The following is a 26,554-nucleotide window of genomic DNA, read 5'->3' as shown; positions in this document are numbered from 1 at the left end:
TCGACGGTGCGGTAACTGGAGGCTCCCAGCCCACAGCGAGCTTATTAGAGCAGCCCGGAGATGGGAATGGCCGGCCGCTGAGGCCTCCCCACTCCCGCCCGGGCCTTCCGCGTCCTAGACTCAAGCCAACAACGGCTCAGGGCAATGATGTTCAGAAGGACAACGGGGTTTCGGAAAAGGGAGCGCGGGTGAAACTTGGCATAGCTCGGGAACGCCTGGACGGTGAGCGGCGTGTGGCTGCGACGCCGGAGACTGTCACGCAGTTGGCCGGACTCGGCCTGGAAGTCGTCGTCGAAAGCGGAGCGGGAACGGCCGCGGGGCACAGCGACGAGCACTACCGGAAGGCAGGCGCCCTCATCGTCCCCGCCCTGGATCTGGCCAAACTGGATGTCTTCGCGCACGTCCGCCCCCTCGAACCCACGACGGCGGCTGCGCTGCGGCGGGGCGCCGTCACTGTAGGCCTGGCCTCGCCGTCGTCGGAACTTCCTACCGTCCGCGCGCTCGCCGATGCGGGTGTGACTTCCTTCGCCCTTGAGTTGGTGCCGCGCATTTCCCGGGCACAATCCATGGACGCGCTCACGTCCCAGGCACTCGTGGCCGGGTACCGCTGCGTGCTCGAGGCGGCAATGCGCCTCCCGCGCTTCTTCCCGCTCTATATGACGGCCGCGGGAACCATTCCCCCGGCCCGCGTGCTGGTGCTCGGTGCGGGCGTGGCAGGACTGCAGGCCATCGGCACCGCGAAGCGGCTGGGCGCACGGGTCTCCGCCAACGACATCCGGCCGGCCTCGGCGGACGAGGTCGCGTCCATGGGCGGCACCTTCATCAAGCTCGACGTCGAGACGGCCGAATCGTCCGGCGGCTACGCGCGCGAGCTCAGCGCCGACCGCGGTGCCCTGCAGCGTGAGCTGCTCGCCCCGCACGTGGCCCAAGCGGACGTGCTCATCACGACGGCGGCGGTCCCCGGGCGGCGGGCCCCCCTCCTGGTGAGCCGCGAGATGGTCCAGCACATGCGCCCGGGCTCGGTGGTGGTGGACCTCGCCGCGGAATCCGGCGGCAACGTGGAAGGCTCGGTGCCGGGCCTGGATCTTCAAATCCCGACGGCGGACGGCCAGGGCGCAGTCACTCTCGTGGGGATGAAGGATGCCGCCTCCGCCATGCCCGCGGACGCATCGCGCCTCTACGCGAAGAACGTCGCGAACCTGCTGGCACTGATGACGTGTGACGGCGCCGTCGTCCCCGACTTCGGTGATGAGGTGGTGGCGGGTGCGTGCCTGACGCACGACGGCGAGGTGCGGCACGGTCCGACGGCGGAGGCCCTTGCGGCGCTCTCCGCCGAGACGGCGGAACCTGTCAGCACCGCCAACGAGGGGGTTTCCTGATGGACGGCATCGCCCTGCTCACTATCACCGTCCTGGCCGTCTTCGTTGGCTTCGAAGTGGTCTCCAAGGTTTCCAGCACGCTGCACACCCCCTTGATGTCAGGGGCCAACGCCATCCACGGAATCATCCTGGTGGGGGCGATCATCGTCGCCGGTCAGGCCTCGGATCCGTGGGTCCTCGCGGTGGCGTTGCTCGCCGTCGTCCTCGCCACCGCCAACCTGGTGGGCGGCTTTGTGGTGACGGACCGCATGCTGGAGATGTTCCGCGGCCGTCAACGCGTGGCACCGCCCGGAGGTAAGGCCGGGCCCGTAGAGGCTGAGTCGAAGGAGCGCACGCGATGACCCTCATCGACCCGGTGTGGACCTCGCTTCTCTACCTCGCGGCTGCCGTGTGCTTCATCCTCGCCCTCAAGGGACTCAACTCCCCGCGAACCGCCCGGCGGGGCAACCTCGTGGGCGCATTCGGTGCGGCGCTCGCCGTCGCCACGGTGTTCATGTCCGTCAAAATGGACAATGTTCCCTGGATCGTGGGCGCAATGGTGGTTGGTTCGGGCGTGGCCGCGCCGGTCGCGCGGCAGGTCAAGATGACCCAGATGCCGCAGCTCGTGGCGCTGTTCAACGGCGTGGGCGGCGGCGCCGCGGCGCTTGTTGCGCTTCTGGAACTCGCGCACACTGGCGACCGCTGGGTGCGCGTGGCCATTGTCTTCACGCTGCTGGTGGGGGCGGTGTCGTTCGCAGGTTCCGCCATCACTTTTTCCAAACTGCAGGAGCTCATGACCACCCGTCCGGTGGTGTTCGCCGGCCTGCCGACCCTCATGGGGGCGGTGCTGCTCGCGGCGGTGGGTGCCGCCGTCGCCGTCGTTTTCAGCGGCTCCCTCGCGCTCGCGCTGCTGCTCTTGGTGCTGGGGTTGGCGGCAGGCGTCCTGCTGGTATTGCCGGTGGGCGGCGCGGACGTGCCGATCGTCATCTCGCTGCTGAATGCCTTCACGGGCCTGGCCGTGGCTGCCTCGGGCCTGGTGCTTGGCAATGTGCTCTTGGTGGTGGCCGGCACCTTGGTGGGCGCCTCGGGCACCATCCTCACGAGGGCCATGGCGGCGGCCATGGGCCGCAGTGTTGCGGGTATCCTCTTTGGCGCGTTCAAGGGAGGCTCGACGGCGGGCTCGACGGCGGTGAGCGATCGGCCCGTCCGCTCCTCCAGCCCGGAAGACGTGGCCGTGCTCCTTGGCTATGCACAACGGGTCATCATCGTTCCCGGTTACGGCCTTGCCGTGGCCCAGGGGCAGCACACGGCGGCGGAACTGGCCCTTGCCTTGGAGGCGAGGGGGATCGACGTGGATTTCGCGATCCACCCGGTGGCCGGCCGCATGCCCGGGCACATGAACGTCCTGCTTGCCGAAGCCAATGTGCCCTATGAGTCCCTCAAGGAAATGGGCGAAATCAACTCGGAATTCCGGACAGCCGACGTCGCGCTGGTGGTCGGCGCGAACGACGTCGTCAATCCCGCCGCGAAAACCACCGCAGGTTCGCCGATCTACGGCATGCCCATCCTCGAAGTGGCCGACGCGCGCCAAGTAGTCTTCCTGAAGCGCTCCATGCGGCCGGGATTCGCGGGAATCGAGAACGAACTCATGTACGAACCCCAGACCACACTGCTGTTTGGCGACGCCAAGGAATCCCTCATCAAGGTGTTGAGTGCGGTCAAGGCGCTCAAGCTTAGTTAACCAACTCGGGGGTGCCCGCGCGCCTCTCTGCCGCCGAATCAGGTGAGCACACTCAGGGTCGCGGCCCGCAGCTGCTGCCGGCCGGGTGAGCCCACTCAAGACGCGGCCGGATTCATCGCCCTATCATCGCCGAAGACCCAGGGTGGGAATGCTTCCATCCTTGACGGTTGCCCCGGCTTCGAATGGACGGTGAGTGGAGTGGCTGGATCCTCGACGCATGAGCAGACGGTTAAGCGGCGCTTCCGGGTCCGTTGGGCCGCCGTCGGAGCGTGCGCAGCGATGGTCCTGGCACTGCTCAGCGGCTTTGCTCTGCCCGCGCATGCCGCAGCCAACACTGTCATTTCCCTGACCTTTGATGACAGCAACGCGGACCAGTTGACCGCCGCTGCCACCATGAAGAACTTGGGGCTTCATGGCACCTTTTACACGGTCTCCGGATGGATCGATCAGCCGAGCTATTTCACGTCGGCGAACCTGCAGCAACTCGCTGCGGACGGCAATGAGATTGCCGGGCACACGGTCACCCACCCTGACCTGGTCACGTTGACGTCGGATGAAGTGACCCGGCAGGTGTGCAACGGCCGGGTCGCCTTGGCAAACATGGGCTTCAAAGTCACGAGCTTCGCCTACCCCTTCGCTTCCTTGGATCCTGCCGTGCAGACCATCGTGAAGAATTGCGGTTTCAACAGCGCACGCGGGCTCGGAGACCTTTACAGCAAGGACGATCCCGGGCTTCCGGCTGCTGAGACCATCCCGCCCGCCAACCCTTATGACACCGCGGCGCCGGAGGAAGTGGACAGCACATGGACGCTGTCCAACCTTGAAAACTCCGTCACCAGGGCCCAGGCGGCCGGCGGTGGCTGGGTTCAGCTGACGTTCCACCACATCGCGGTGGGGACCGATCCGACGCTGACCATCAGCCCCAGCCTGTTCAACCAATTCGCCTCCTGGCTGGCGCAACAACAGACGGCAGGCAGCGTTGCCGTGAAAACGGTTGACCAGGTCATCGGTGGCCCGGTCCAGCCGCTCGTCTCGGGTCCGCCGGTGCCGCCTCCGCCACCACAGGGAACCAACATGATCCAGAACCCGAGCCTCGAGACGCTGACCAGCGGGATTCCGCTGTGCTGGGCTGCGGGGGGATACGGCACCAACACCCCCAGCTTTTCAGTGGTCTCGCCTGGCCACACAGGCAACAACGCGGAACTGCTGACCATGAGCGGCTACGTCAGCGGTGACGCGAAGCTCCTGCCGGCCCTGGACCTTGGCGGCTGCTCACCCACGGGCACTCCGGGCCATATCTATCAGCTCAGCGCCTGGTATAAGTCCAATGTCATCACCCAATTCGAGGTCTACTACCGCACTGGAACGGGGTATTGGACCTACTGGACGGCGAGCCCGTTGTTCAACGCGAGCAGCAACTGGACACAGATCACCTGGACCACGCCTGCCCTTCCGGCAGGCGCCTCCGGTATCAGCTACGGCCTGAACATCCAGTCCAACGGCTCGATCACCACCGATGACTACTCGATGATCGACGTCAGTCCTGCTGCCTCGACGGCGCCGGCGGCTCCCACCGGCGTGACCGCCACGGCGGGTAATGCTTCCGCGGTGGTGTCGTGGACGGCGCCTGCCAACGGCGGCTCCCCGATCACTTCCTATACGGTGACGCCTTCGTCCGGCGGCACGGCACTGGCTCCCGTGACGGTCTCCGGTAATCCGCCCTCGACGACGGCGACCGTCACCGGCCTGAGCAACGGCACGGCCTACTCGTTCACGGTGACGGCCACCAACGCCGTCGGGACGTCACCCCAGTCCGCGGCGTCGGCGCCCGTCACTCCCACGGCTCCAACAGTTCCGGCCGCTCCGACCGGGGTGACCGCGACGGCGGGTAATGCTTCCGCGGTGGTGTCGTGGACGGCGCCTGCCAACGGCGGCTCCCCGATCACTTCCTATACGGTGACGCCTTCGTCCGGTGGCACGGCATTGGCTCCGGTGACGGTCTCCGGTAATCCGCCCTCGACGACGGCGACCGTCACCGGCCTGAGCAACGGCACGGCCTATACGTTCACGGTGACGGCGAGCAACGCCGTCGGGACATCGGTGCCGTCGGCCGCCTCACCGCCAGTGACTCCCACGGCGCCCGTTCCCGGTGTCGTCAACGGCGGTTTCGAATCCGGACTTAGCTCCTGGACCACCGGAGGGGTCAAAGCGCCGGTTGCCTCGACCACCGCCCACACCGGCACGGGTTCTGCGTTGTTGGGCCTGGCATCGGGGGCCGAGCCGCTGGGCGACAGCAACCTGTCCCAGACCATCACCATGCCCGCTTCCGGGACATCCACACTGTCCTTCTGGTACCAGCCGCACACGGCTGACGAGACCTGCACAGGCACCGCGTGCAGGTACGACTGGATGGAAGCGCAGGTCCGCTCCACGAGCGGCACGGTCCTGGGCAGCCTCTTCAAGCTCTGCAACAATAACGGCATCTGGACCCAGCTCAGCGCCAACCTGTCCGCCTACAACGGCCAGACCATCGTGCTCTGGTTCAACGTCCACCTCGACGGCTCCAGCCCGGCGGATGACACTTGGATGTACCTCGACGACGTCACCCTCACCAACACCCAAACGACGCCGACGGCGCCCGCCGCACCCACCGGCGTGACGGCGACGGCAGGTAACGCCTCGGCAACCGTGTCCTGGACCGCGCCGGCCAACGGCGGCTCCGCGATCACCTCGTACGCGGTCACGCCGCACGCAGGCGCCACCGCCCTGGCGCCGGTCGCCGTGACCGGGAACCCGCCGGCGACGACGGCAAACGTCACGGGGCTGACTAACGGCACCGCCTATACGTTCACGGTGACCGCTACGAACGCCATCGGCACCTCCCCGGCGTCGGCCGCTTCTGCCGCTGTCACCCCGACGGCGGGTGCGACGGCACCCGCCGCGCCCACCGGCGTGACCGCGACGGCAGGTAATGCCTCGGCAACCGTGTCCTGGACTGCGCCGGCCAACGGCGGCTCCGCGATCACCTCGTACGCGGTCACGCCGCACGCAGGCGCCACCGCCCTGGCCCCGGTCACCGTGACCGGGAACCCGCCGGCGACGACGGCGAACGTCACGGGGCTGACTAACGGCACCGCCTATACGTTCACGGTGACCGCTACGAACGCCATCGGCACCTCCCCCGCGTCGGCCGCTTCTGCCGCTGTCACCCCGACGGGCACGACAACCTCGGCCATCACCAACGGCGGCTTCGAATCCGGGCTCACCGCATGGACCACCGGCGGCGTCAAAGCGCCCGTGGCCTCCACCGTCGCCCACACCGGCACGGGCTCGGCACTTTTGGGCCTGGCTTCGGGTGCGGAACCCTTGGGCGACAGCAGCCTGTCCCAGACCATCACCGTCCCCGCCACTGGAACCACCACCCTGTCCTTCTGGTACCAGCCCCACAGCCAGGAAGACCCCTGCACCGGCAACGCCTGCCCCTACGACTGGATGGAGGCACAAGCCCGCACCACCACCGGCACCACCCTGGGAAGCCTGTTCAAACTCTGCAACAACAACGGCACCTGGACCCAGCTCACCGCCGACCTCACCGCCTACAAAGGCCAGACCATCATCCTCTGGTTCAACGTCCACCTCGACGGCTCCAGCCCCGCCGACGACACCTGGATGTACCTCGACGACGTCACCCTCACCAACGGCTGAATCGGCGGGAAAGAGGTCCTGCTACTTGGATGCGGTTGGCGCTGTCGCCCATTCCGCGTCAACCGCCAGGTCCATGGTTGTGAGCCGCAGCCAGAGCCAGAGCCGTTTCTGCGGCTGAAGCCGGGATGACCATGGTGGTGGTCACGCACGAATTGGGCTTCGCGCGCCAAGTCAGCGATCAGGTGGTCTTCATGGACCAAGGGGTAGTTGTTGAAAGCGGCAGGCCCGAGGACGTCCTGGGCAACCCGCAACACGAACGCGCCCAGGCCTTCCTCTCGAAGGTCCTCTAAACATCAGCAATCCCGGCCGGCCAACGGCCGGTCCCCGGAAAGGAACTCATCCATGTCCCGCAAGCAGGTCACAACCGAACTCGCCCCCAGTCCTGCCGGCCCCTACTCCCAGGCCGTCGTCGCCAACGGCTTCCTCTACACGGCTGGCCAGACTCCGCATGACCCCATCAGCGGTGACGCCGTGGGAACCACCATTGAAGAGCAGGCACTCCAGGCCATGAACAACCTTGGCGCCGTCTTGGCCGCGTACGGGCTCGACTTCTCCCACGTTGTCAAAGCGACGGTGCACCTGCACCATCCGGGCCGCGACTTTGCAGGATTCAACACCGTCTACGAAACGTTCGTCGAAACCCCGTACCCGGCCCGGACAACGGTGGGCTCGTTCCTGGGTGACTTCCTCGTCGAGATCGACGTGGTCGCCGTCGTGCCCTAGCGCTTAGCGCTTAACGCGGAAGCGGCGGCCGCTAAGATTCGCAGCCGCCGCGTCGGCCATTCGCAGCCGAGGGGGGAGAGCCTGGGGCCGACGTTTCTAGCTGGCTTCGAGGATCTTCTTGAGGTTCTCCAGGTCCTTGCGCATGGCCGCGCGCATCATTGGCGCCATGACGATGCCTGCAAGGGCAGAGAACCCGGAAGGTTCGCCTGTGTTGCGGAGCGTCATGCGGGTGGCGCCATTCTCATCGGACCAGGTGTACGTGGTCCGCATAGGGAAAGGACCTTGGCTTGTGCGCATGGTGAGTTTCTCGCCGGGGACAAGCTCGGTGAATTCGTAGACATAGTCCAGATTTCGGCCCAGGAATCGTGCGGTGAAGGCAACCCGGGATCCCACCGCGAGCGGCTTCGGCGTCTGCCATTGTGCAGATCGTATGTTCACGTACCAGACCGGCGCGTTGTCCGGATTGGAAGCATAACTTGCCACGATCTCGCGGGGCTGCCGGATCAGTATTTCGGTCTGGACGTTCACCATGTCCCCAACTATCGCAGAACGCGTCTACAGGCCGGTAATCCCATATCCAAGGAGCTCAGGGCAAGTTGTCGGAAAGCGTGGGAGCGTGCCCGGCCTCTCCGCCGTGGGGTTCAATCTCCACGTAGTAGATCGTCCCCGTGCCAGGGGCGTGGAGGCGGTGCGGTGAGTGACGAATCGGCCGGTAGTCGTGTCCGAAGGGATCGCGCACAGTGACACGTTCAAAGTGATCCAGCCGCGCGAGGAGGCCATCGACGTCCCTGAGTGTCGCGGGATGGGTCTCTTCGCCCTCTACATCCACTACCCAGGGCGAACTTGTGGCGCTGCTGGCGAGCTCCAAGGTGAGAGTCTCGAATATTCCGGCCAGGAGGGCATCCAGCGTTGTGGGGTAGAGGCGGAGCAGCCGATGCGCTTGCGGTTCCCGGCGTCGGTCGGTGATCCAGGTTTGGCGGAGCCACGTGAATTCGACCCGGCCGAACGAGGAGCCTAAGTTCAGCTTCCGGCCCTCCTCCAACGTCAAATGGAAGTTGTTGCCTGCCCGGTCCAGGATGCTGGCTGCTTCCTCAACGTACTCAAGGTCCCTGAGCATGGCGGTTTTAGAAGGATAGTAGGTGAAATCACCGAGCTCATCGACCACGACGTAGTCTGCCGGATCCGCGCCGGCAAGCTCGGTATCGTGTGCGGTTTCTTTGCTGAGGTCGGTGCGTTTCATGGTGAATCAGCTCCTACGGAGGGTCAGTCCGAAGCCCGGATAGGCGTTGCGTCCTGCCTTCATCAGACCACCAAACGGACCGGCCGGCATCGGTCCTTAATGGTTTCCTTACGCCGGCGGGAGCAAATTTAGCGCCCCCGTTCACGTTTGTAACAGTCGGCCGCCAGCATGCCCAGAATTACGCAACAATGGCATGTTGTTATTAGAGTAAGGATTGCCTTGCCTATCACGCCGCCGTTCCGCCCCGACTCGTCGGGCTGGCCCGCGTGAAGGGCGGGGCTACCCCAACCATTCCGGTCCCAGCCGGAAACCTTGAAAGGCCCCCATGAAATTCGGCATCAAATCCGCTACGGTCCTTGCCGCCGCCACGGCCTCGCTGCTGGCACTTTCGGCGTGCAGCGGCGCCCCAAGCGGCAGTTCCGCGGCATCCGGCGACGGCATCGTCGTATACAACGCGCAGCATGAGAACCTCACCGGCGCATGGGTGGACGCCTTCACCAAGGAGACGGGAATCAAGGTTACGCTCCGCAATGGTGACGACCTTGAAATGAGCAACCAGCTCAGCGAGGAAGGCAAGAACTCTCCGGCCGACGTTTTCCTGACCGAAAACTCCCCGGCCATGGTCCGCATTGCGAGTGCTGGCTTGCTTGCCCCGGTGGACCAGGCAACCCTCAGCCAGGTCCCGGCGCAGTACCGGCCCTCCACGGGTGACTGGACGGGCATCGCGGCCCGCTCCACCGTGCTTGCCTACAACAAGACCAAGCTCAGCGAGGACCAGCTCCCCAAGTCCTTGATGGACCTCGCGGATCCGTCATGGAAGGGCCGTGTGGGCGCGTCCACAGGCGGAGCTGATTTCCAAGCCATCGTCAGCGCGATGCTTGCGCTCAAGGGGGAAGACGCTACCCAGAAATGGCTGGAGGCGGCCAAGTCCAACTTCAAGTCCTACAAGGACGACACCCCGGTGCTCGCGGCCGTGAACGCAGGCGAGGTCGAGGCTGGAGTTTTGTACCACTACTACTCTTTCGTGGACCAGGCGCAGACCGGAGAAAACAGCAAGAACGTTGCTCTTCACTACTTCAAGAACCAGGACCCGGGTGCGTTCGTCAGCGTATCTGGCGGCGCTGTTCTGGCGTCCAGCAAGAAGCAGGCCCAAGCGCAGGAGTTCCTGAAGTTCATCACGGGTAAAACAGGTCAGCAGGTCCTCCAGAACGGTGACTCCTTCGAGTACACCGTTGGTTCCGACGTACCGGCCAATTCCAAGCTCGTGCCCCTCAAGGAACTCCAGGCACCCGCGGTGGACCCCGCCAAGCTCAATAGCGAGAAGGTCACCGAGCTGATGACCAAGGTCGGGCTGCTCTAACGGGTCAGCCGAGCTTGAAACCCCCGTTGCTGTAAAGAATCTGGCCATTCATCCACGAGCCCTGCTCGGAAAACAGGAATCTGACGAGGTCCGCGGTGTCCTCGGCCGTGCCGAGCCGGCCGGCCGGGGTCGCCTCAATGCCCGAACGCCGCGTCGCGTCGTCCATCCATCCAGTGTCGATGGGGCCCGGGTTCACTACGTTCGCACGCACACCCCGATCTGCCAGCTCAACGGCGGCTGCGGTGACGATGCGGTCCAGGGCTCCCTTGCTCGCTCCGTATGGCAGATTGTGAACGGTGTGATCGCTCGTCAAGGCGACAATCCGGCCGCCGACGCCGCCCGGTACAACGGGTTCCCGTAGTTGTTCCGCGAACGACTTGATGAGGAGCGCCGTTGCGCGGGCGTTGACTGCGAAGTGGCGGTCCCAGCTCTCAAGGTCGGTTGTCAGGATCGAACTGTCCACGGATTCACAGTGCGACATGACCAAAGCCGTGACCGGTCCGAGCGTTCCGGCAGCCCTGATGAGCTCAGCCGGCACCGCTGGATCGCTCAAGTCGCCCGGAACGAGCTCGACGGCGACTCCCAACGCCCGGCATTCGCTGGCGATGGACTCCGGATCGTCGGCGTTGCGCTCCAGACCGACCCGATCGTCGTACGGTCGCCAATAGTTGAGGGCGACGTCCCAGCCGTCGCGCGCCAAACCGACCGCGAGACTCGCCCCGATTGAGCGCCGTCGGCCGACCCCCGTCACAAGTGCGACTTTCGAATGGCTCTGGATAGTCATGCTTCGATTCTAGGAAGGTTCCAATCAGTCAACGCGGATCCTTGCGCCCCCGAACCCCGCACCGTAGGTTTGAGGAAGCGGACGTATGCGTCCGGGGGCATCGGGTTTGAAGCCGATGGCCAGTCAGATTCAGAGAAGGAACATGGCCGTGGCAACAGGTATTGTCAAGTGGTTCAACGCCGAGAAGGGTTTCGGCTTCATTGCCCCCGACGACGGTTCGGCGGACGTTTTTGCCCACTACTCAGCAATCGCTTCGAGTGGGTACCGATCACTGGACGAGAATCAGCGGGTCCAGTTCGACGTCGTCCAGGGCCCGAAAGGCCCCCAGGCGGAGAACATCCATCCCCTGTGACAGTAGGGCACTTTTCCTAAGGCAGTTCTGCAAGCAGCCGGCCCCACGTGGGTGCCAATAAAGGCGCCCCGGCAAGCTTGAGGCAATGCCACAGCGTCACCGCTACGGAATCCAGCACCGGCACTCCGGTGGTTTCCTCCACTTCCGCGGTGATGTTGGCGCCGTAAAGGTTCGTGCACAAATAAATGAGCGCGTCCGGGTTCGAGGCGGCAAGTTCCAAGGACCCGGGCAGCATTTCCGCGTCCGTGACCCGGGCGAAGGATTCGTTGTTGCTGAGGTCCAGGTGGCGGTGGTCAACCGTCTTGATTCCTTCGCGCGCATACGACTCAATGACGGCTTCGTTCACGTCCCCGGTATACGGCGTGAACATGCCGACGCTCTCCCTACCTCACGACGCGCAACCTGTTACGCGACGCGGAGAAGCCTCGCCGACGCCGGAATTCCGAGGTCCCAGGGAATTTTCCGTGTCGCCAGGCTTTTTAGGGGCCGGCTCGGGAGGGCTTAGCGCGGGTTGAGGTCGGCCAGAGCCGTCAGCGCCCGCTCGGGATGTTCCGCGATGCGGTTGAGGACGTACAGCCACCACTCGCCACCGAAGATGACGTACTCCCGGGTCCTGTAGCCGTCCCTGTGGAGCCGATCGAGAAGGTCGGTCCCCAGGCCGAGGAGCATCTCGAATTCGATCGCGTCGGTCTTCAGCGCCTCGCCGTGCCTGGAGATGAGCGTGTTGACGAGCTCGTCGTCGTGGGTTGCGAGGGACAGGGAGTGGCCCGAGAGGATGAGCTGGCTCGCCAGATCGAGGTAGGCAGCCGTCAGTTCGGCACTGTTGCGGGGGAAGGCGACAGACTCGGGCTCGAGGAACGCGCCTTTGACCAAGCGAACGGTACCCGGGTGGCGAAGGACCCGCTCGAGGTCTCCGGGGGTGCGGTGCAGGCGGGCTTGGAGTGTGATGCCGACGCGGGGGATCTCGGCTACGAGTTCGTCGTACAGGTCGAGGACCAAATCGGTCCGATCCGAACCTTCGGCCGAGATCATTAGTCCCGTTCCATACGGTTCAGTTATCGCGGCAAGCTGGCGTACATGGTTGAGCGCCAGATCGCGGTCGACGAGTGCGCCGAGGTGGGAGAGGTCGAAGGAGATGGTGCTCGGCAGGCCAGCCTTCCCGAGGGCGGCGCCCAACTCAAGGAACACTGCGGCTTCAGAGCGTGCGAGGTCGGTGTTGCGCACACTCTCGCCGGCATATTCGATGCTGGCGGCATGCCCGCGGGCCACCGCCGCTGCCGCTACCCCGATGGCCTCCGCGGCTGTGTCCCCGGCCGAGTACCGACTTGCCACGCGTGAAGCCATTGTCGCCAAGGCTGGTGTGGACATGACGCGTTGCTTGAGGCCTTCATCCAATGCCCACGCCCGGAGGGTATTGGCAGCACGCTCAAGATCAATGTTCGTAGTCACCCGACAAACTGTACCTGTGGAGATCGCGGGCACCGGGGTGGGGTTCACGATGCGAAATGCGGGGCCCAGGGCTGCTCAGGGTCGGCTGCCCCTCCGGGTGTGCGCCAGGATTTCAGCCAGCTCGGCAAGCCGATGTGCGCGTGCCGATTCTGCCGGCGTGAACGGTTCGTCCGGGCGCGAGAACAGGAGCGGCCCGTGCCATGCGGTCGGAATCTTGAGGAGCGTCGTGGAGGGCCCGACGGCGGCGCGCGCCCCGGCGGCCGGGCCTTCGGGTTCCGGGGCGATGATTTTCGCCGACAAGAGCTCGGCGACCGCCAGCGGCAGTTCGTCCGGGTTGTCGGCGATCCGGGCAGCCAGGCTCAGGGCCTTGGTCTGGCCGTCCGCCATGGCGAGTGCAGTGGTAGGCCACACGTGCGAATCCCGGCCGCCGCCGCCGTCGAGCGCTGTCAGTAGCTCTTGCTCGCCGAGGTGGCCGGGAGCAGACAACACGAATTCGTCCATGACGGCTCCATCCATGGGGTGGACATGGATGCTGAGGATGTTGATGTTCATCCGGGCGAGCGAGTGGGTGATCCGTTGGAGGGAACCTGGCTGGTCGCGGAGCACCGTCCTCGCCCGCCAAAGCGCCTGGGCCGAATCGAGCTTCCTGCGATGGCGGAGGGCAGGCGCGTGGATCCAGCGCCGCAGGATCCTGGTCGCGGAGGGCTCGGCAACCCAAATGACCAGGACAGTTGCGGTCACGGTCAGGAGGAGCACCTTGGCCAGGTAAGGCAGTTGCGTTTCAACCACAATGGCGTGGACAAGAAGTTCGATGGGAAGCATCACCGCGATTTGGGCCACGGTTACCCGGGCCTTCGGGGCCTCGGGCATCTGGCCGCACACTTCGCAGGAGAGCTCAGCGGTAATGGAAGTCCTCTTGTTCGGCTTCATGGCACCATCGTGCCCGAACCCTGTTTCAGGCGGATTGCGCCTGCGTCACGATCTTGGGCAGCCCTGATCGGGGCCAGTTCGGCGCCGACCGGATGCGCCGAACTGGCCCTGGGGCGCGAACTTAGCGGGAGCTCTCGTCGCTTTTGTTGGCGGCGGTGAGCTCCGTCAGGAGGTCACGGATTTCAACAAGCAGGGCGGTGTCGGCCGGAAGCGGTTCGTCCTCGGGCTCTTCAATGGAGGCGCGGCGCTTGGTCAGTTCGTTGATCTTGTTCATGGGCGCGACGAAGATGAAGTACACGACGGCGGCCGTGATCAGGAAGGTGACGAACGCGGTGATGACGGCGCCGAAGTTGACGAAAGTCTTCGCGTTGTCAGGCCAAATAGAGAAGCCCAGTCCCTGCGCGTTGACTCCGCCGGCGGCGGCGATAACCGGGTTGATGATGTTGGTGGTGAACGCTGCGACCAGGGCGGTGAACGCGGTGCCGATGACGACGGCGATGGACAACTCGATAATGTTGCCGCGAAGAACGAAGTCCTTGAAACCTTTGAGCATGGAATGACCTCCGGTGAATGGGTACGGGTGAGGTGGCCGGAATGAGCCCCCGGCCCGGCTGGTGACAACCGAAACGAGACTATCAATCGACGCCGTTCAGGCGTCACACCCACGGCAATTTTTACGTCATTCAACGGAAGGCGATCGGGCTTCCCGGGGCCGTCCGGCGTAAGCTCGGACCGGATGCCAGTGCCGCCGTCGGGCAGTATTAGTTGAGCCCTACAGCGCTCAAGAGAAGCAAAACAGAGGCAGGCAATCCAGTGAACGCCCTGGCAGAGATGTTCAGGATCGGTCCCGGCAACAAGGACCATCACCCAGCTGTGCGCTGCGCCGTGGGCGTCTTCCTGCCATTGATCACCCTCGTGTTGTTTGGACGGCTGGACCTTGTTGTTTTCGCCAGCTTTGCGGCGTTCACGAATATCTATGGCCGCAACGAGCCCCATAGCCACCGTTTTCGAAGCCAGCTCCGGGCCGGATCGCTCCTGCTCGGCATCATCCTGCTCGCCACCCTCACCGCCAGGATCGGACAGGGCTCGGACGCCTACGTGTGGATCCTCACGCTGGGCACCACGTTGGTTGCAGCCTTTTGCTCCGTCGTGACTGCGCTGTGGCGGCTTCGCCCAGCAGGTTCCCTCTTCCACATTTTCGCTTTTGCCGCGATCGCCTCCGTGCCTCAGCAGCCTCCGCTTTGGGAGGGGATGCTTGCCGCCGTTTTGACTGCTGTGTTGGCGTTGCTGATCGGAATGTCGGCGCGGGTAGTCCCGAGCCACCGGACACCCTGGAAGCGGCCGGCGGCGGACCGGTTGCTTCCTCAGGAAGTCCGGGCAGCTTGGCTGGAAGGCTTGGGCTACTTCGTTGCTGCCGGCCTGGCCGGAACGCTTGCTACCTTGGCCGGGCAATGGCTCGGGTTCGGACACGGCTATTGGGCCATGGTGGCGGCAGTGGTTCCCTTGGTGGGGCGCAGTACCAGCCACCGGGTGCAACGGGGAATCCAGAGGATCGTGGGAACCATGCTGGGTTTGCTGGTGTTGGCCGGAATTCTCTGGCTCGGCCCGGCGCCGTGGCAGATGGTATTGGTGATTGCCGCATGCCAGTTCGGGGCCGAGCTCTTCATCGCGCGCCAATACCTTGTGGCACAGGTATTCGTCACGCCGCTGGCGCTCATTTCCACCCTGCTGGTTGCCAATGTTCCGCCAGGGCTCTTGCTGCGGGACCGCATCGTCGAGACGGTGATCGGGGCCGCCGTCGGCGTCGCGGTGGTCTTGGCGCCAGCGGCGTGGTCGCGGTTCCGGGAACTCGTTCCCCGCTAGGCATTTCTCAATTGCCGGCGGTGTGGGGCCTTATGTAAAGGGACTTATTATTTCCACATGCCCCAATCAGCATATTCATCGGGAGAACGTGCCATGCTTCCTGCAGATTCCACTTGGACCACCATCGACCGGATCCAGAACCTGATCCTGGAGAGTGCCGACTTTGAGGACTTCCTGAACGAGCTGGCACGGTTTTCTGCCCACCAGATGGCGGGCGACGGCGATGACGCGCTCTGCGGGATCACGCTTTTGCGCGAGCGGAAGGCACTCACGATTGGTTGGAGCAGTGATGAGGCCCGTGAAGTGGACGAGATCCAGTACTCCTTGGCCCAGGGGCCATGCTTGACGGCAGCCGAAGAGGAACGCGAAGTCCACGTGCCGGATCTCCTTGAGGAGAACCGATGGGGTCCTGACTATGCGAACGCCGTTGCGTCGCACGGACTGAGGTCTGTGTTGTCGTTGCCGTTCGACCTGGAGGGAGAGGCCAAAGCAGCCCTCAATCTGTACTCCGAGGCCCCGTACAAGTTCGACGAAAGGGCCGCAGATCGGGCCCGCGGGTACACCCGTGAGGTATCGCAGGCCTTGCGTCTTGCGATCAGGTTCGCCCTACATGCGGACAGTGCAAAGAATCTCAGGGCAGCAATGGAGTCCCGCACGGTCATCGATATCGCTATTGGAATTGTCATGGCACAGAGCCGCTGCAGCCAGGAGGACGCCGTCCGGATCCTGACGGAAGCCTCAAGCAACCGCAACGTGAAACTGCGGGATATCGCCAAGTCCTTGGTGGATTCCGTCGACGCGGCGGGCACCCTGACCCACTTCGAAGAACCGGCCCAGGAGCCCGGCCGCACCCGGGCAGGGTGAGTCCGGACCGCAGTTGGCCACCTCGCGGGGTGTACAACGGCGGTGCCAGAGGATAACCTTCTTGAGGTTGAGCCGTCGGCCATAGACACCCTTATTTGGAGTACCTATGGACCGTAGATTGCACGCCCTCGTTAAATTTGATGTTTCCACCGACGCCGTCGATATCGATGTTCGGGGAAGCCTGAATCAAGATTCGAGGCCCGCACTCGTACAGATCGTTCGCCGGATTCGGCGAATGGGCATCACCTCCCACATCAGAGTGGGCTTGTCCCACGCCGCGATGGTCGAATCGCAGGCTTTGGCCGGACTCCGCAATGACCTCAACGCGATCGACGGCGGCACCACGGAAGTGGGCCTCGCCACTGGATCCGGAGTTTCGTTGGAATTCACGGAGAGGCCTGCCGGTTTCCCACTCGGGGCCGCAACGGGAGTGAAATCGATCGAGATCGCCGGCGAGTTCACTGCCTCGATCGATGCGTCAGGACTCCAGCCGTTGGACAAATGCTCCGATGAAGAACTTCTTGCCGCGAGCGATTTCGCCTTCGGCCTGCTGGACCAGCCCGGCACAGCTGCCTCTCCGGTAGTGCTGGCTCACTACGACGCGATCGGCTTGGAGATCTCGCGGCGGGAAACCAAGGACGGATCAGCGGATGCGCCTGAGCCGGTCTAAGCTAGTGCTCCATTCAATGGAATACATGGAAGCGGTGAAGGCGCATTGGCAAACTCGGCATCGGGCGATTCAGTGGTGGACCGCATCGTCCGGATTATCGAGGCGTTCCCCGAAGGCTCCACGTCGCTGCGGCTTTCCGAATTAGCGGACACCGCCGGCCTGCCCCTCGCAAGCGCCCATCGATTGGTCCGGCAGCTCGCCGATCACGGACTCCTGGAGCTTGGCGCGGGCGGTAGTGTCCGCTTGGGCCTGCGGTTGTGGGAACTCGTGAACCGGAATTCGCCAACTCTGGCCCTACGGCAAGCGGCCCTGCCGTTCATGGAGGACATCCAGCAGGTCCTGAACCAGAACGTGAACCTTGCCGTGCTCGATGGCTGGGAAGCGTTGTTCGTCGAGCGGCTGTCCCGCCGGGGATCTGTGGCCAACCGCGCCCGCGTTGCTGGACGCATGCCCGTCCACATCTCTTCGGCCGGGCTGGCACTGATGGCTGGCCAGCCGAAGGAACAGCAGGCCGAGTACCTCAAGCAGTTCAGCGACCCCGCGGGAAAGGTGACGGCCGACGTCGTCCGTCGCCTTGTGGCGGAAACCGCCCAGCAGGGGTACGCCCAGCTCGCGGGCGTGGTGGATCCGGACACGTGGGGCATCGCGGTGCCGGTCACGGACAGCAAGCGGCGCACGGTAGCCGCGCTCGGCGTCGTGGTCCCGCTCGCGGAAATGCGCCTACAGGCCCTGGTGCCTGCGCTGCAGACTGCGGCACGCGGAATCGCCCGCCAACTTGGGGAGCGTCGGAACGCCTAACTTTTTCCGTTGAACGGAATTCGTATGACGCCGATCATGCGGCGGGGGTCACACTGGTCAGCAGAACCACCGCAGCCCGTGAGGCGCGATTCCGCAATGAAGCGAGGAACACCATGGCACGCAAGATCATCACCACCCAAGTGGCCATTATGGGCGCCGGGCCGGCCGGGCTCATGCTTTCCCATCTGCTGGCCACCTCGGGGATCGAATCCACTGTCATCGAGGTCCGTAGCCATCAGCAGATCGCCGAAACAGTCCGTGCGGGCATCCTGGAACACGGCTCGGTGAACCTGCTCGTGGACAGCGGTGTTTCCGACCGGGTGCTGCGCGATGGCGACCGGCACGACGGGATCGAACTGCGTTTCAACGGCGAAAGCCACCGGATCGACTTCAAGGAACTCGTGGGCGAATCCGTGTGGCTCTACCCGCAGACGGAGGTCTTCCTCGATCTCGCCGCACGGCGCAAGAACGACGGCGGCGACGTCCGGTACAGCGTCACGGACACCACCATCCACGACCTCGAAGGCAAACCCAAGGTCTGGTTCACCGACGCCGAGGGCCAGGAATTCGAAATCCAGGCGGACTTCCTGGTGGGCGCCGACGGTTCCCGCAGCCACTGCCGCTTCCAGATCCCCGAGGCCAACCGCAAGTGGTACTTCCACGAATACCCCTTCGCGTGGTTCGGCATCCTCGCCCAGGCACCGCGGAGCTCAGACGAACTGATTTATGCCAACTCCAAGAACGGCTTCGCCCTGATCAGCCAGCGCACTGAGAACGTGCAGCGCATGTACTTCCAATGCGACCCCAAGGAAAACGTGGCCGATTGGGACGACGAGCGCATCTGGTCCGAATTCCGCAGGCGCGTCAACGGAAACGGCTTTGAGCTCAAGGAGGGGCCGGTACTCGAGAAGATGGTCCTGCCGTTCCGCAGCTTCGTCCACACCCCGATGCGCCACGGGAACCTGTTCCTGGCCGGCGACGCTGCCCACACCGTCCCGCCGACGGGCGCCAAGGGGCTCAATTTAGCCCTGCATGATGTCAAGGTTCTCTTCGAAGGCCTCGATTCCTTCTACACAAACGGCTCCAACGCGCAGCTCGAGTCCTACAGCGACCGTGCCCTGGAACGTGTCTGGAAGGCACAGCACTTCTCCTACTGGATGACGTCCATGCTGCACACCGCGCCCGGTTCGGACGACTTCGGCCGCGCACGCCAGCTCGGCGAGCTCCACTCCGTGGTCTCTTCCCGGCATGCGCAGGCATACTTGGCTGAGTCGTACACCGGATGGCCGGCAGGGAAGTAGCTGGCGACCGCGGCTGGCTAATCGCGACGGATATCCGAGAATCCACGGCGCCGCCGGCGTAGTGGTGCCTCAGTGTGAGGCGCCGCTGCCCTTGGACCGTCCCGGAACCTCGACGTAATAGACCGACCCCGCCGCAGGAAAGAAGAAGCGATGCCCCGCGTGTCGGATTGGCTGGTAGTCGTGGCCGAAGGGATCATGCACCGTGACTCGTTCGAGGTGATCAACGCGGGTGAGGAGGCTACTGACTTCGTGCAGAGTCGCGGGGTGGGTTACTTCGCCGTCCACCTCCAAGACCCACGGCGCGTCCGTGGTCCTGCCGGCATGTTCGAGGTAAAGCATTTCAAATAGTCCCTCAAGGAGGGCTTCCAGCGTTGTCGCGTGGAACCGCTGCAAGGGATGGGCCTGCATGTTTCTCTGCTGGTTGTTCGTCCACGCTTGGCGGAGCCAGTTGAATTCCACCGTGCCCAGTGAGGGACCCAGATGCAGCTGCCTGTCCGTATCCATGGCCAGGCGGTAGTCGTTGCCGGATCGGTCAAGAATGCATGATGCTTCGTTTACGTATTCCAAGTCTTTGAGCATGGCGGCCTCGGACGGATAGTAAGAGAAATCGCCGACCTCATCGATCACCACGTAATCGTTCGGACGGATGCCCGGGACTGTGGCGTCGGTCGCCATTCCGTGAGAAAAGCCGTTGGGTTTCATGGTTGCGTCAGCTCCTTCGGAGAGACCGGTCCACGGCCAGGCTGGCCATGAATTACTCCCTCGATCAGATCACCGAAAGGATCCGCCGCCTGCGGTCTTAATGGTTTCCATATGCCAGCGGGCGCAGATTTAGCACTCTCTTAACGGCTAGGCCTCAAGCATTGGCGGCAGGCATGGCAGACTTCGGCCATGAGTATCGAGCACTGGTGGTCGAAGCTGAAGCCGTCTACCCGGAAATGGCTGATCGAGAACAACGGCGACGCGGTTCCGCCGGAAGTGGTAGTCGAGATCACCCAAGCTGGCGGCCCGATTGCTTCGGATGCATGGTGGGTTGGTCGGAGTGGGCCTTCAGGGTTTTATTTCTCGGACGAGGCGGTCGACTGGATCGAAGCGGTAGCGAACGGCGAGATGCCGGAGCGGCCCTGACAGCATCCGCCCGGGGCGCCCCTACGCTGCGCTCAGCCGACGTGGACCCACGGGCGCCGGCTGACATCGGGTTCGGCTTCACGCAGGACTTCGCGGGTGACCGGAGCGATCTCTCCCTCGCCGAGGAACAGGAAGCGAAGCAGGTTGATGACGGGGTTTCCTTCGGTCCAGCGGAAGTAGATGTGCGGCATGAGGCCGGTCACGTCACGGATGTGCAGCAGCACTGACGCGATGGTGTTGGGGACCACGGGACCGTGGACTTCCAGTATCTGGTGTCCGTGCCGGACCACGCCATGGACCTCAAGTGCGGTTTCAAAGTCGGAAGAATCGTCCACGATCACTTCCAGGAAGAGCGCCTGGTAATCCACCGGAATGTGGCTGACTTCGATGGCAGAGGTGAGTTTGTCCCGATAGGCCTCCGCGGTGAGTCGGAGGGGTTCGTGGGCGATGAGCGCAATCGGGCCGCTCAAATTGGTGGACATGAATTCCAGCGCCTGGCGGTCCAGATGGACGTGGGTGGCGTGCAGTTCGAACGAGCGCCGGATCCTCGAAAGCAGCGAGATCACGATGATCCCCACGATGAAGATCGCGGCGATCCGGATACCTTCGGGACGTTCGAAGATGTTGGCAATCGTTGTGTAGATAAAGACGACGGCGATGATCCCGAATCCGACGGTGCGCTTGCGCTGCCTCAAGCGGCGCGCCGAGAGGGTCACCGCCACAGCGGCAGATGTCATCAGCACCAACACGCCGGTGGCGTACGCGCCACCCTGGGCGTCGACGTCGGCGTTGAAAAGGAACGTGATCAGGAACCCGATGAGGGTGAACACCAGGACCAACGGGCGCACCGCACGGGCCCAGCCAGGCGCCATTCCATATCGTGGCAGGTACCGCGGGACCAGGTTCAGCAGCCCGGCCATGGCGGAGGCGCCTGCGAACCACAGGATCGCGATGGTGCTCAGGTCATAGACGGTGCCGAACCCGACGCCGAGATATTGGTGCGCGAGGAATGCCAGGGCGCGTCCATCGGCCTGGCCGCCGGGCTGGAACTCCTTCTCCGGAATCAGCACAACAGTGGTGAAGCTGGTAGCGATCAGGAAGGAACTCATGATGACGGCCGCCGTGGTCAGGAGGCGGCGGGTCCCCTTGATCCGTCCGGCGGGGTTCTCCTCTGTGTCCGAGGCACGTCCACGGATCTGCGGCATCACGGCGACACCGGTCTCGAAACCGGACAGGCCCAAGGCGAGTTTTGGAAACACCAGCAGGGCGATGCCGATCACCATGAACGGGTTTCCGTGCGAAGTGGACAGTGCATGCCACCAGTCGCCCACCGCGACCGGATGGGCGAACACCTCTACAAACGTTGAGAATACGACCACGACATTGAGGCCCAGGTAGACCGCGACGAGGACGACGGCCACGCCGATGGCTTCCTTGAATCCGCGCAGGAATACGGCGGCCAACAGGGCGAGGAGGAACAAAGTAACCAGGATGTTCTGTCCCTGCAGCCAGCCTGGGGCGAGCGGGTTTTGGATCGCGTGTGCGGTGGCGTCAGCGGCCGAGAGGGTCATGGTGATCATGAAGTCCGTCGCCGCGAACCCGAGGAGAACAAGGACGAGGATCTTCCCTCCCCAGCGGGGCAAGAGACGCTCGAGCATCGCTATGGATCCCTCGCCGCGGTGGCTTTCACCGGCGACGCGGTGGTACACGGGCAGGGCGCCGAGCAGCGTGACGGCCACCAGGACGATGGTGGCCAAAGGGGAGATCACTCCCGCGGCCAAGGCCGCGATGGCGGGCTGGTAGCCGAGGGTGGAGAAATAGTCGACACCGGTGAGGCACATGACCTGCCACCATGAATGCTTCTTCAGATGGGGATCGCCCACCGCACCGGGTCCTTGGTGCGATCCTTTGGAATCCTGCAGTCCGAACAGCAGCCATGTCCGCAAGGAGGCCATGCCGCCGGGCCGTGGGGCCGAAGGATCAGCCGGGGGCCTGCTCAAGGTAGTCATGGTGTCCTTTCCGCGCGACGCGCAGGCACCGCGATCATTGCTGAAGATAGCACCGACTACAGGTGTTTTCGCTGGTTGAAGCCGATCTTGATGAATCCTTAACGTCGATGTCGCGGAAGCCGCAGGGCGGCCGAAAGAAGCCACGCCTGTTAAGAAGCCGTCAAGATTCGGCCCCGCGGTGTTAAGGAACCATCAGGAACCGCTTTTCACGTCAAGCCAAGGAGTTGACTGGCATCAGCCCCGCAAACGGGGCACGAATGAAAGGACGTTCCAATGGCCGACGTGGCTGTTGTGGGGATCTTCGTGGTGTCCATGGGGATCGTGATGTGGATTGCCCACCTGCTGGGCAAAATCGTCGACGGCGATGGGCCGGTGAACGGGCAGTGAGCGCGGACGCCGTGATGTGGTTGGTCCTGTTCATTGCAGGCCTGTGTTTGTTCGGCTACCTGCTGGCCGTCTTGATCCACCCGGAAAAGTGGTGATTCGGGATGGTTTTCAGCATTGCCTCCTTCGTCACCCAGGTAGCCGTTCTGCTTTTGCTGCTGATCTTGGTGCACAAGCCGCTGGGCGTTTACCTCGCCAGCGTGTTTGAGGGCAAGAAGTCAACGCGGGTGGAACGGCTGTTCTACCGATGGTCCGGGGTGGACCCAAATACCGAACAGCGCTGGTCGATATACCTGCGCAGTGTCCTGGTCTTCTCTGCCGTGTCCATCCTGCTGGTCTTCCTTCTCCAACGGCTCCAAGGCGTCCTCCCCGGGAACAACTCCCTCCCTGGCGTGGATCCTTGGACGGCCATGAACACGGCCATCTCCTTTGCTACGAACACGAACTGGCAGACGTACACGCCGGAGACCACCATGGGCATCTTCGCGCAGATGTGCTTGCTGGCCGTGCAGAACTTCCTCTCCGCCGCCGTCGGAATCGTGGTGGTGGTCGCCCTGATCCGCGGCATCGCGCGGACCCGGACGGACAGGCTGGGGAATTTCTGGGTGGACCTGGCTCGCACTTCGTTCCGCGTGCTGCTCCCGATGGCTGCGCTCGCGGCCATCGTGATGGTGATCGGCGGTGTGGTGCAGAATTTCTGGTCCACCGACGTCGTCAATCAAGCAACAGGCGTCACCCAGACCATCCCCGGCGGCCCGGTAGCCTCCCAAGAGGCCATCAAGATCCTCGGCACGAACGGCGGTGGCTACTTCAATGCCAATTCCTCGCACCCGTTCGAGAACCCGAACGTCTTCATCAGCATGTTCGAAGTCTTCTTGATCCTGCTCATTCCTTCCGCATTGCCGTACGCCTATGGCCGCATGGTGGGGGACCAGCGGCAGGGGTACACGGTTGTCGGCGTCATGGGCACGCTCTGGCTGACGTCCACGGTGCTGATGGGCTGGGCCGTTGCAGGCGCTGCGGGAACGGCAACCGCGGCAGCCGGCGGTTTGGGCGAGGGCTTTGAACAGCGCTTCGGCGCGGCCCAGAGCTCCATCTTTGCCACCGCCACCACCCTGACTTCAACAGGAGCAATCAACGTGGCCCACGATTCCCTGCCGCCTCTGGCCGGCGGCGTGGCCATGGTGAACATGATGCTCGGTGAAGTGGCCCCCGGCGGCACGGGGTCAGGGCTTTATGGCCTGCTCATCCTTGCGATCGTCTCCGTGTTCATCGCCGGGCTCATGGTGGGCCGCACACCGGAATTTCTTGGCAAGAAGATCGGGCCACGGGAAATGAAGCTCGCAGCCATGTACATCCTCGTGACGCCGGTGGTGGTGCTGGCCACGGCCGGAATCACAGTCCTGCTTCCGGACGCCATGGCCAACGCGCCTGCCTCCGGTCCGCACCAATTCAGTGAGGTGCTCTACGCGTTCACCTCCGGAGCCAACAACAATGGCTCCGCGTTCGCCGGCATCACCACCTCCGGCCCCTACCTGTCCACCATCATGGGAATCGCCATGCTCCTGGGCCGCTATCTGCCCATCGTGCTGGTGCTGGCCCTGGCGGGTTCCATGGCCAAACAACCCAAGATCCCGGCATCCTCCGGAACAGTGCCCACCCATGGCTGGCTCTTCGGTTCGCTCCTGCTCTCCGTCACCGTGATCATGACGGCGTTGAGCTACTTCCCTGCCCTCGCCCTGGGCCCCCTCGCAGAAGGACTCCTCAAATGACCCCGTCCACAACGGACACCGCCGCCCAGACCTACGCAGACGGAAACCCCCTGGGCACTCCGGGGGAGCACAAACACCACACCAAAGCGCCGGCGAAGCTGGACTTTGCCAGCATCCGAACCGCCCTGCCGGTCGCAGTACGGAAGCTGGGGCCGCGCCAGATGATCCATTCGCCCGTGATGTTCACCGTGCTGGTCGGGGCTGCTCTCTGCACAGCCATCTGCATCCTCAAACCAGCCGTGTTCGGCATCTCGGTGACAATCTGGCTTTGGCTGACAGTGCTCTTCGGTACCTTGTCGGAAGCCATCGCCGAGGGCCGCGGCAAGGCCCAAGCAGACAGTCTCCGGGCCAGCAGGAAAGGCGTCGTTGCCCGGCTTCGGCTGGAGGACGGCACCCTCAAGGAAGTGCCGGGAACGGAACTGCGGAAGAACGACGTCGTGATGTGCGAAGCCGGGGACGTCATCCCTTCCGATGGCGAGATCATCGAAGGCCTGGCGAGCGTGGACGAATCCACCATCACCGGTGAATCGGCGCCAGTGATCCGTGAATCCGGCGGCGACCGCTCCTCGGTAACCGGCGGCACCAAGGTCCTTTCGGACCGCATCGCCGTTCGCATTACAGCTGAAGCGGGCGAAACGTTCATCGACCGGATGATCAAGCTTGTGGAAGGCGCCGTCCGGCAAAAGACGCCCAACGAAATCGCACTCCACGTCCTCCTTGTCTCGCTGACCATCGTCTTCCTTGCAGTCACCATGAGCTTGGCACCGTTCGCTTCGCTGCCGGGGGCAACGCCGTCGCCGATCGTGCTGGTGGCGCTGCTCGTCTGCCTGATCCCGACGACGATCGGGGCGCTCGTGCCGGCCATCGGCATCGCCGGCATGGACCGCTTGGTGCAGCACAATGTCCTGGCCACGTCCGGCCGCGCCGTGGAGACCGCGGGAGACATCACCACCCTGCTGCTCGACAAGACCGGCACCATCACCTACGGCAACCGCCGGGCGGTCAACTTCTTCCCGGCCCATGACGTCGAGCGGTCCGAACTCATCGAAGCGGCACGCCTGTCGAGCCTGGCTGATGAGACGCCGGAGGGACGCTCGATCGTGGATCTCGCGGCGGAAAAGGGCGTCGGCGGCCCGGACCTCGCCGCACTCCTGAAGGGCTCGGAAGAGTTTGCGGTTGTCGAGTTCAGTGCGAGCACGCGCATGAGCGGCCTGGATCTCGACGGACGGAAGATCCGCAAGGGCGCGGCAACCGCCGTCGCGAAGTTCGTGGCGGATGCCGGCGGCCAGACGCCTGCCGAGGTGGACCGGAAGGTGCGGGAAATCTCCGCCCAGGGCGGCACGCCGCTGTTGGTGGCCGGCGTCGGGCACGACGGCGGAGCCCGGGTCCTCGGCACGATCCACCTTGCCGATGTGGTCAAGCCGGGGATGCACGCCCGCTTCGCCGAACTGCGCCGGATGGGCATCCGGACGGTGATGATCACGGGCGACAACCCCATCACGGCCAAAGCAATTGCTGCGGAGTCCGGCGTCGACGATTTCGTTGCCGAGGCCACCCCCGAAGACAAGCTTGCTGTCATCAAGGACGAGCAGGCGCACGGCCGGCTGGTAGCCATGACCGGTGACGGCACCAACGACGCCCCCGCGCTGGCCGCGGCGGATGTCGGCGTCGCCATGAACTCGGGCACGCCGGCCGCCAAGGAAGCTGCAAACATGGTGGACCTGGACTCGGATCCCACCAAGCTCATCAACATTGTGGGCATCGGCAAACAGCTGCTCATCACCCGCGGCGCCCTGACCACGTTCTCGGTGGCGAACGACGTCGCAAAGTACTTCGCGATCGTTCCGGCGCTGTTCACCTCTGTATTTCCAGGGCTTGCCCGATTGAACATCATGGGCCTGGCGTCGCCTTCCTCGGCCATCCTGTCCGCGGTGATCTTCAACGCCTTGATCATCATCGCCCTGGTTCCGCTCGCCCTGCGCGGCGTCAAATACCGTGCCGTTTCGGCGAACCAGGCGCTCGCCAGGAACCTGGCCATCTACGGCCTCGGCGGCCTTGTGGCTCCCTTCATCGGGATCAAGCTCATCGACCTGCTCATTTCCCTCATCCCCGGCATCGGCTAG

25 protein-coding genes and 1 pseudogene are annotated in these 26,554 nt (G+C 64.1%); 17 read left to right on the top strand and 9 right to left on the bottom strand.

Features of this window, described 5'->3' with window-relative positions; translation table 11 throughout:
- Positions 1-188: 188 nt before the first annotated feature.
- From OIT41_RS19395 to OIT41_RS19370, 6 genes and pseudogenes are all read left to right on the top strand, one after another.
- Entirely contained in the window at positions 189-1,379 is a 1,191-nt protein-coding gene (locus OIT41_RS19395; RefSeq protein WP_241707581.1) for a Re/Si-specific NAD(P)(+) transhydrogenase subunit alpha, read from the top strand.
- Positions 1,379-1,720 (top strand): NAD(P) transhydrogenase subunit alpha, encoded by a 342-nt coding sequence (locus OIT41_RS19390; protein ID WP_241707580.1) that lies wholly within the window; start codon positions 1,379-1,381, stop codon positions 1,718-1,720. The genes OIT41_RS19395 and OIT41_RS19390 overlap by 1 nt, the downstream gene beginning before the upstream one ends.
- On the top strand, positions 1,717-3,099 hold the full coding sequence (locus OIT41_RS19385) for an NAD(P)(+) transhydrogenase (Re/Si-specific) subunit beta (protein ID WP_241707579.1): 1,383 nt from the start codon (positions 1,717-1,719) through the stop codon (positions 3,097-3,099). The genes OIT41_RS19390 and OIT41_RS19385 overlap by 4 nt, the downstream gene beginning before the upstream one ends.
- A gap of 198 nt (positions 3,100-3,297) precedes the next feature.
- Positions 3,298-6,804 carry a fibronectin type III domain-containing protein gene (locus OIT41_RS19380; RefSeq protein ID WP_241707578.1) on the top strand — a complete coding sequence of 1,169 codons (3,507 nt, stop codon included), beginning with the start codon at positions 3,298-3,300 and terminating at the stop codon, positions 6,802-6,804.
- 107 nt (positions 6,805-6,911) lie between these two features.
- A pseudogene (locus tag OIT41_RS19375) lies at positions 6,912-7,094 on the top strand (ectoine/hydroxyectoine ABC transporter ATP-binding protein EhuA); the annotation flags it as partial.
- 52 nt (positions 7,095-7,146) lie between these two features.
- The gene (locus tag OIT41_RS19370; protein ID WP_241707577.1) at positions 7,147-7,527 is read left to right on the top strand and encodes a RidA family protein; all 381 of its coding nucleotides are present in this window, start codon (positions 7,147-7,149) and stop codon (positions 7,525-7,527) included.
- A 96-nt stretch (positions 7,528-7,623) separates the two neighbouring features.
- Here OIT41_RS19370 and OIT41_RS19365 read toward each other — a convergent pair whose 3' ends face one another.
- Together OIT41_RS19365 and OIT41_RS19360 are read right to left on the bottom strand one after the other, a co-directional pair.
- A complete protein-coding gene (locus OIT41_RS19365; RefSeq protein ID WP_241707576.1) occupies positions 7,624-8,058 on the bottom strand; it encodes an SRPBCC family protein in 435 nt (144 codons plus the stop codon).
- A gap of 55 nt (positions 8,059-8,113) precedes the next feature.
- On the bottom strand, positions 8,114-8,767 hold the full coding sequence (locus OIT41_RS19360; protein WP_241707575.1) for a hypothetical protein: 654 nt from the start codon (positions 8,765-8,767) through the stop codon (positions 8,114-8,116).
- A 325-nt stretch (positions 8,768-9,092) separates the two neighbouring features.
- On the opposite strand from OIT41_RS19360, the gene OIT41_RS19355 reads away from it, so the two are divergent.
- The gene (locus OIT41_RS19355) at positions 9,093-10,127 is read left to right on the top strand and encodes an iron ABC transporter substrate-binding protein (protein WP_264637113.1); all 1,035 of its coding nucleotides are present in this window, start codon (positions 9,093-9,095) and stop codon (positions 10,125-10,127) included.
- Positions 10,128-10,131: 4 nt separating this feature from the next.
- Here the strand turns inward: OIT41_RS19355 and OIT41_RS19350 are convergent, their stop codons facing one another.
- Positions 10,132-10,911 carry an SDR family oxidoreductase gene (locus OIT41_RS19350; protein ID WP_264637112.1) on the bottom strand — a complete coding sequence of 260 codons (780 nt, stop codon included), beginning with the start codon at positions 10,909-10,911 and terminating at the stop codon, positions 10,132-10,134.
- A 148-nt stretch (positions 10,912-11,059) separates the two neighbouring features.
- Here OIT41_RS19350 and OIT41_RS19345 point away from each other — a divergent pair, with 148 nt between their 5' ends.
- Positions 11,060-11,263 carry a cold-shock protein gene (locus OIT41_RS19345; RefSeq protein WP_078107248.1) on the top strand — a complete coding sequence of 68 codons (204 nt, stop codon included), beginning with the start codon at positions 11,060-11,062 and terminating at the stop codon, positions 11,261-11,263.
- A gap of 16 nt (positions 11,264-11,279) precedes the next feature.
- On the opposite strand, the gene OIT41_RS19340 is transcribed toward OIT41_RS19345, so the two are convergent.
- The 4 genes from OIT41_RS19340 to mscL all read right to left on the bottom strand — a co-directional run bounded on the left by OIT41_RS19340 (position 11,280) and on the right by mscL (position 14,195).
- On the bottom strand, positions 11,280-11,633 hold the full coding sequence (locus OIT41_RS19340; RefSeq protein WP_264637111.1) for a hypothetical protein: 354 nt from the start codon (positions 11,631-11,633) through the stop codon (positions 11,280-11,282).
- Between the two features lie 131 nt (positions 11,634-11,764).
- Positions 11,765-12,712: a proline dehydrogenase family protein gene (locus tag OIT41_RS19335; RefSeq protein WP_264637110.1), complete on the bottom strand. Its 948-nt coding sequence runs from the start codon at positions 12,710-12,712 to the stop codon at positions 11,765-11,767.
- 75 nt (positions 12,713-12,787) lie between these two features.
- The gene (locus OIT41_RS19330) at positions 12,788-13,642 is read right to left on the bottom strand and encodes an ACT domain-containing protein (protein WP_264637109.1); all 855 of its coding nucleotides are present in this window, start codon (positions 13,640-13,642) and stop codon (positions 12,788-12,790) included.
- 121 nt (positions 13,643-13,763) lie between these two features.
- Entirely contained in the window at positions 13,764-14,195 is a 432-nt protein-coding gene (mscL, locus tag OIT41_RS19325; RefSeq protein ID WP_241707565.1) for a large conductance mechanosensitive channel protein MscL, read from the bottom strand.
- 260 nt (positions 14,196-14,455) lie between these two features.
- Between mscL and OIT41_RS19320 the strand changes: the two genes are divergently transcribed.
- The 5 genes from OIT41_RS19320 to OIT41_RS19300 all read left to right on the top strand — a co-directional run bounded on the left by OIT41_RS19320 (position 14,456) and on the right by OIT41_RS19300 (position 19,138).
- Positions 14,456-15,505, top strand: coding sequence for an FUSC family protein (locus tag OIT41_RS19320; protein WP_264637108.1), 1,050 nt, complete (start codon positions 14,456-14,458; stop codon positions 15,503-15,505).
- Between the two features lie 93 nt (positions 15,506-15,598).
- Entirely contained in the window at positions 15,599-16,369 is a 771-nt protein-coding gene (locus tag OIT41_RS19315; protein ID WP_241707701.1) for a GAF and ANTAR domain-containing protein, read from the top strand.
- 106 nt (positions 16,370-16,475) lie between these two features.
- A complete protein-coding gene (locus tag OIT41_RS19310; RefSeq protein ID WP_241709778.1) occupies positions 16,476-17,039 on the top strand; it encodes a hypothetical protein in 564 nt (187 codons plus the stop codon).
- Between the two features lie 45 nt (positions 17,040-17,084).
- Positions 17,085-17,837, top strand: coding sequence for an IclR family transcriptional regulator (locus OIT41_RS19305; RefSeq protein ID WP_264637107.1), 753 nt, complete (start codon positions 17,085-17,087; stop codon positions 17,835-17,837).
- Positions 17,838-17,950: 113 nt separating this feature from the next.
- Complete coding sequence (locus OIT41_RS19300) at positions 17,951-19,138, top strand: 4-hydroxybenzoate 3-monooxygenase (protein WP_264637106.1); 1,188 nt, start codon at positions 17,951-17,953, stop codon at positions 19,136-19,138.
- Positions 19,139-19,207: 69 nt separating this feature from the next.
- Here OIT41_RS19300 and OIT41_RS19295 read toward each other — a convergent pair whose 3' ends face one another.
- Positions 19,208-19,840, bottom strand: coding sequence for a hypothetical protein (locus OIT41_RS19295; RefSeq protein WP_264637105.1), 633 nt, complete (start codon positions 19,838-19,840; stop codon positions 19,208-19,210).
- Between the two features lie 189 nt (positions 19,841-20,029).
- Between OIT41_RS19295 and OIT41_RS19290 the strand changes: the two genes are divergently transcribed.
- Complete coding sequence (locus tag OIT41_RS19290) at positions 20,030-20,266, top strand: hypothetical protein (protein ID WP_264637104.1); 237 nt, start codon at positions 20,030-20,032, stop codon at positions 20,264-20,266.
- Between the two features lie 32 nt (positions 20,267-20,298).
- On the opposite strand, the gene OIT41_RS19285 is transcribed toward OIT41_RS19290, so the two are convergent.
- Positions 20,299-22,275: an amino acid transporter gene (locus OIT41_RS19285; RefSeq protein ID WP_078107171.1), complete on the bottom strand. Its 1,977-nt coding sequence runs from the start codon at positions 22,273-22,275 to the stop codon at positions 20,299-20,301.
- Positions 22,276-22,676: 401 nt separating this feature from the next.
- On the opposite strand from OIT41_RS19285, the gene OIT41_RS19280 reads away from it, so the two are divergent.
- The 3 genes from OIT41_RS19280 to kdpB are packed head-to-tail and all read left to right on the top strand — an operon-like array spanning position 22,677 to position 26,554.
- Positions 22,677-22,757: a potassium-transporting ATPase subunit F gene (locus tag OIT41_RS19280; protein ID WP_231497388.1), complete on the top strand. Its 81-nt coding sequence runs from the start codon at positions 22,677-22,679 to the stop codon at positions 22,755-22,757.
- Positions 22,758-22,763: 6 nt separating this feature from the next.
- On the top strand, positions 22,764-24,431 hold the full coding sequence (gene kdpA, locus OIT41_RS19275; RefSeq protein WP_264637103.1) for a potassium-transporting ATPase subunit KdpA: 1,668 nt from the start codon (positions 22,764-22,766) through the stop codon (positions 24,429-24,431).
- Positions 24,428-26,554: a potassium-transporting ATPase subunit KdpB gene (gene kdpB / locus OIT41_RS19270; RefSeq protein WP_241709772.1), complete on the top strand. Its 2,127-nt coding sequence runs from the start codon at positions 24,428-24,430 to the stop codon at positions 26,552-26,554. The genes kdpA and kdpB overlap by 4 nt, the downstream gene beginning before the upstream one ends.

This window comes from Arthrobacter sp. YA7-1 (assembly GCF_025960325.1).
GTDB lineage: Bacteria > Actinomycetota > Actinomycetes > Actinomycetales > Micrococcaceae > Arthrobacter > Arthrobacter bambusae_A.
Note: the sequence above shows the minus strand (reverse complement) of the source record. Positions and strands in the feature narration are given on the sequence as shown.

Excerpts from the sequence above, each read along its gene's own strand:
- OIT41_RS19390 (WP_241707580.1), top strand. The coding sequence starts at position 1,379 with ATGGACGGCATCGCCCTGCTCACTATCACCGTCCTGGCCGTCTTCGTT.
- OIT41_RS19385 (WP_241707579.1), top strand. The coding sequence starts at position 1,717 with ATGACCCTCATCGACCCGGTGTGGACCTCGCTTCTCTACCTCGCGGCT.
- OIT41_RS19370 (WP_241707577.1), top strand. The coding sequence starts at position 7,147 with ATGTCCCGCAAGCAGGTCACAACCGAACTCGCCCCCAGTCCTGCCGGC.
- OIT41_RS19365 (WP_241707576.1), bottom strand. The coding sequence starts at position 8,058 with ATGGTGAACGTCCAGACCGAAATACTGATCCGGCAGCCCCGCGAGATC.
- OIT41_RS19360 (WP_241707575.1), bottom strand. The coding sequence starts at position 8,767 with ATGAAACGCACCGACCTCAGCAAAGAAACCGCACACGATACCGAGCTT.
- OIT41_RS19355 (WP_264637113.1), top strand. The coding sequence starts at position 9,093 with ATGAAATTCGGCATCAAATCCGCTACGGTCCTTGCCGCCGCCACGGCC.
- OIT41_RS19350 (WP_264637112.1), bottom strand. The coding sequence starts at position 10,911 with ATGACTATCCAGAGCCATTCGAAAGTCGCACTTGTGACGGGGGTCGGC.
- OIT41_RS19340 (WP_264637111.1), bottom strand. The coding sequence starts at position 11,633 with ATGTTCACGCCGTATACCGGGGACGTGAACGAAGCCGTCATTGAGTCG.
- OIT41_RS19330 (WP_264637109.1), bottom strand. The coding sequence starts at position 13,642 with ATGAAGCCGAACAAGAGGACTTCCATTACCGCTGAGCTCTCCTGCGAA.
- mscL (WP_241707565.1), bottom strand. The coding sequence starts at position 14,195 with ATGCTCAAAGGTTTCAAGGACTTCGTTCTTCGCGGCAACATTATCGAG.
- OIT41_RS19315 (WP_241707701.1), top strand. The coding sequence starts at position 15,599 with ATGCTTCCTGCAGATTCCACTTGGACCACCATCGACCGGATCCAGAAC.
- OIT41_RS19310 (WP_241709778.1), top strand. The coding sequence starts at position 16,476 with ATGGACCGTAGATTGCACGCCCTCGTTAAATTTGATGTTTCCACCGAC.
- OIT41_RS19300 (WP_264637106.1), top strand. The coding sequence starts at position 17,951 with ATGGCACGCAAGATCATCACCACCCAAGTGGCCATTATGGGCGCCGGG.
- OIT41_RS19295 (WP_264637105.1), bottom strand. The coding sequence starts at position 19,840 with ATGAAACCCAACGGCTTTTCTCACGGAATGGCGACCGACGCCACAGTC.
- OIT41_RS19290 (WP_264637104.1), top strand. The coding sequence starts at position 20,030 with ATGAGTATCGAGCACTGGTGGTCGAAGCTGAAGCCGTCTACCCGGAAA.
- OIT41_RS19285 (WP_078107171.1), bottom strand. The coding sequence starts at position 22,275 with ATGACTACCTTGAGCAGGCCCCCGGCTGATCCTTCGGCCCCACGGCCC.
- OIT41_RS19280 (WP_231497388.1), top strand. The coding sequence starts at position 22,677 with ATGTGGTTGGTCCTGTTCATTGCAGGCCTGTGTTTGTTCGGCTACCTG.
- kdpA (WP_264637103.1), top strand. The coding sequence starts at position 22,764 with ATGGTTTTCAGCATTGCCTCCTTCGTCACCCAGGTAGCCGTTCTGCTT.
- kdpB (WP_241709772.1), top strand. The coding sequence starts at position 24,428 with ATGACCCCGTCCACAACGGACACCGCCGCCCAGACCTACGCAGACGGA.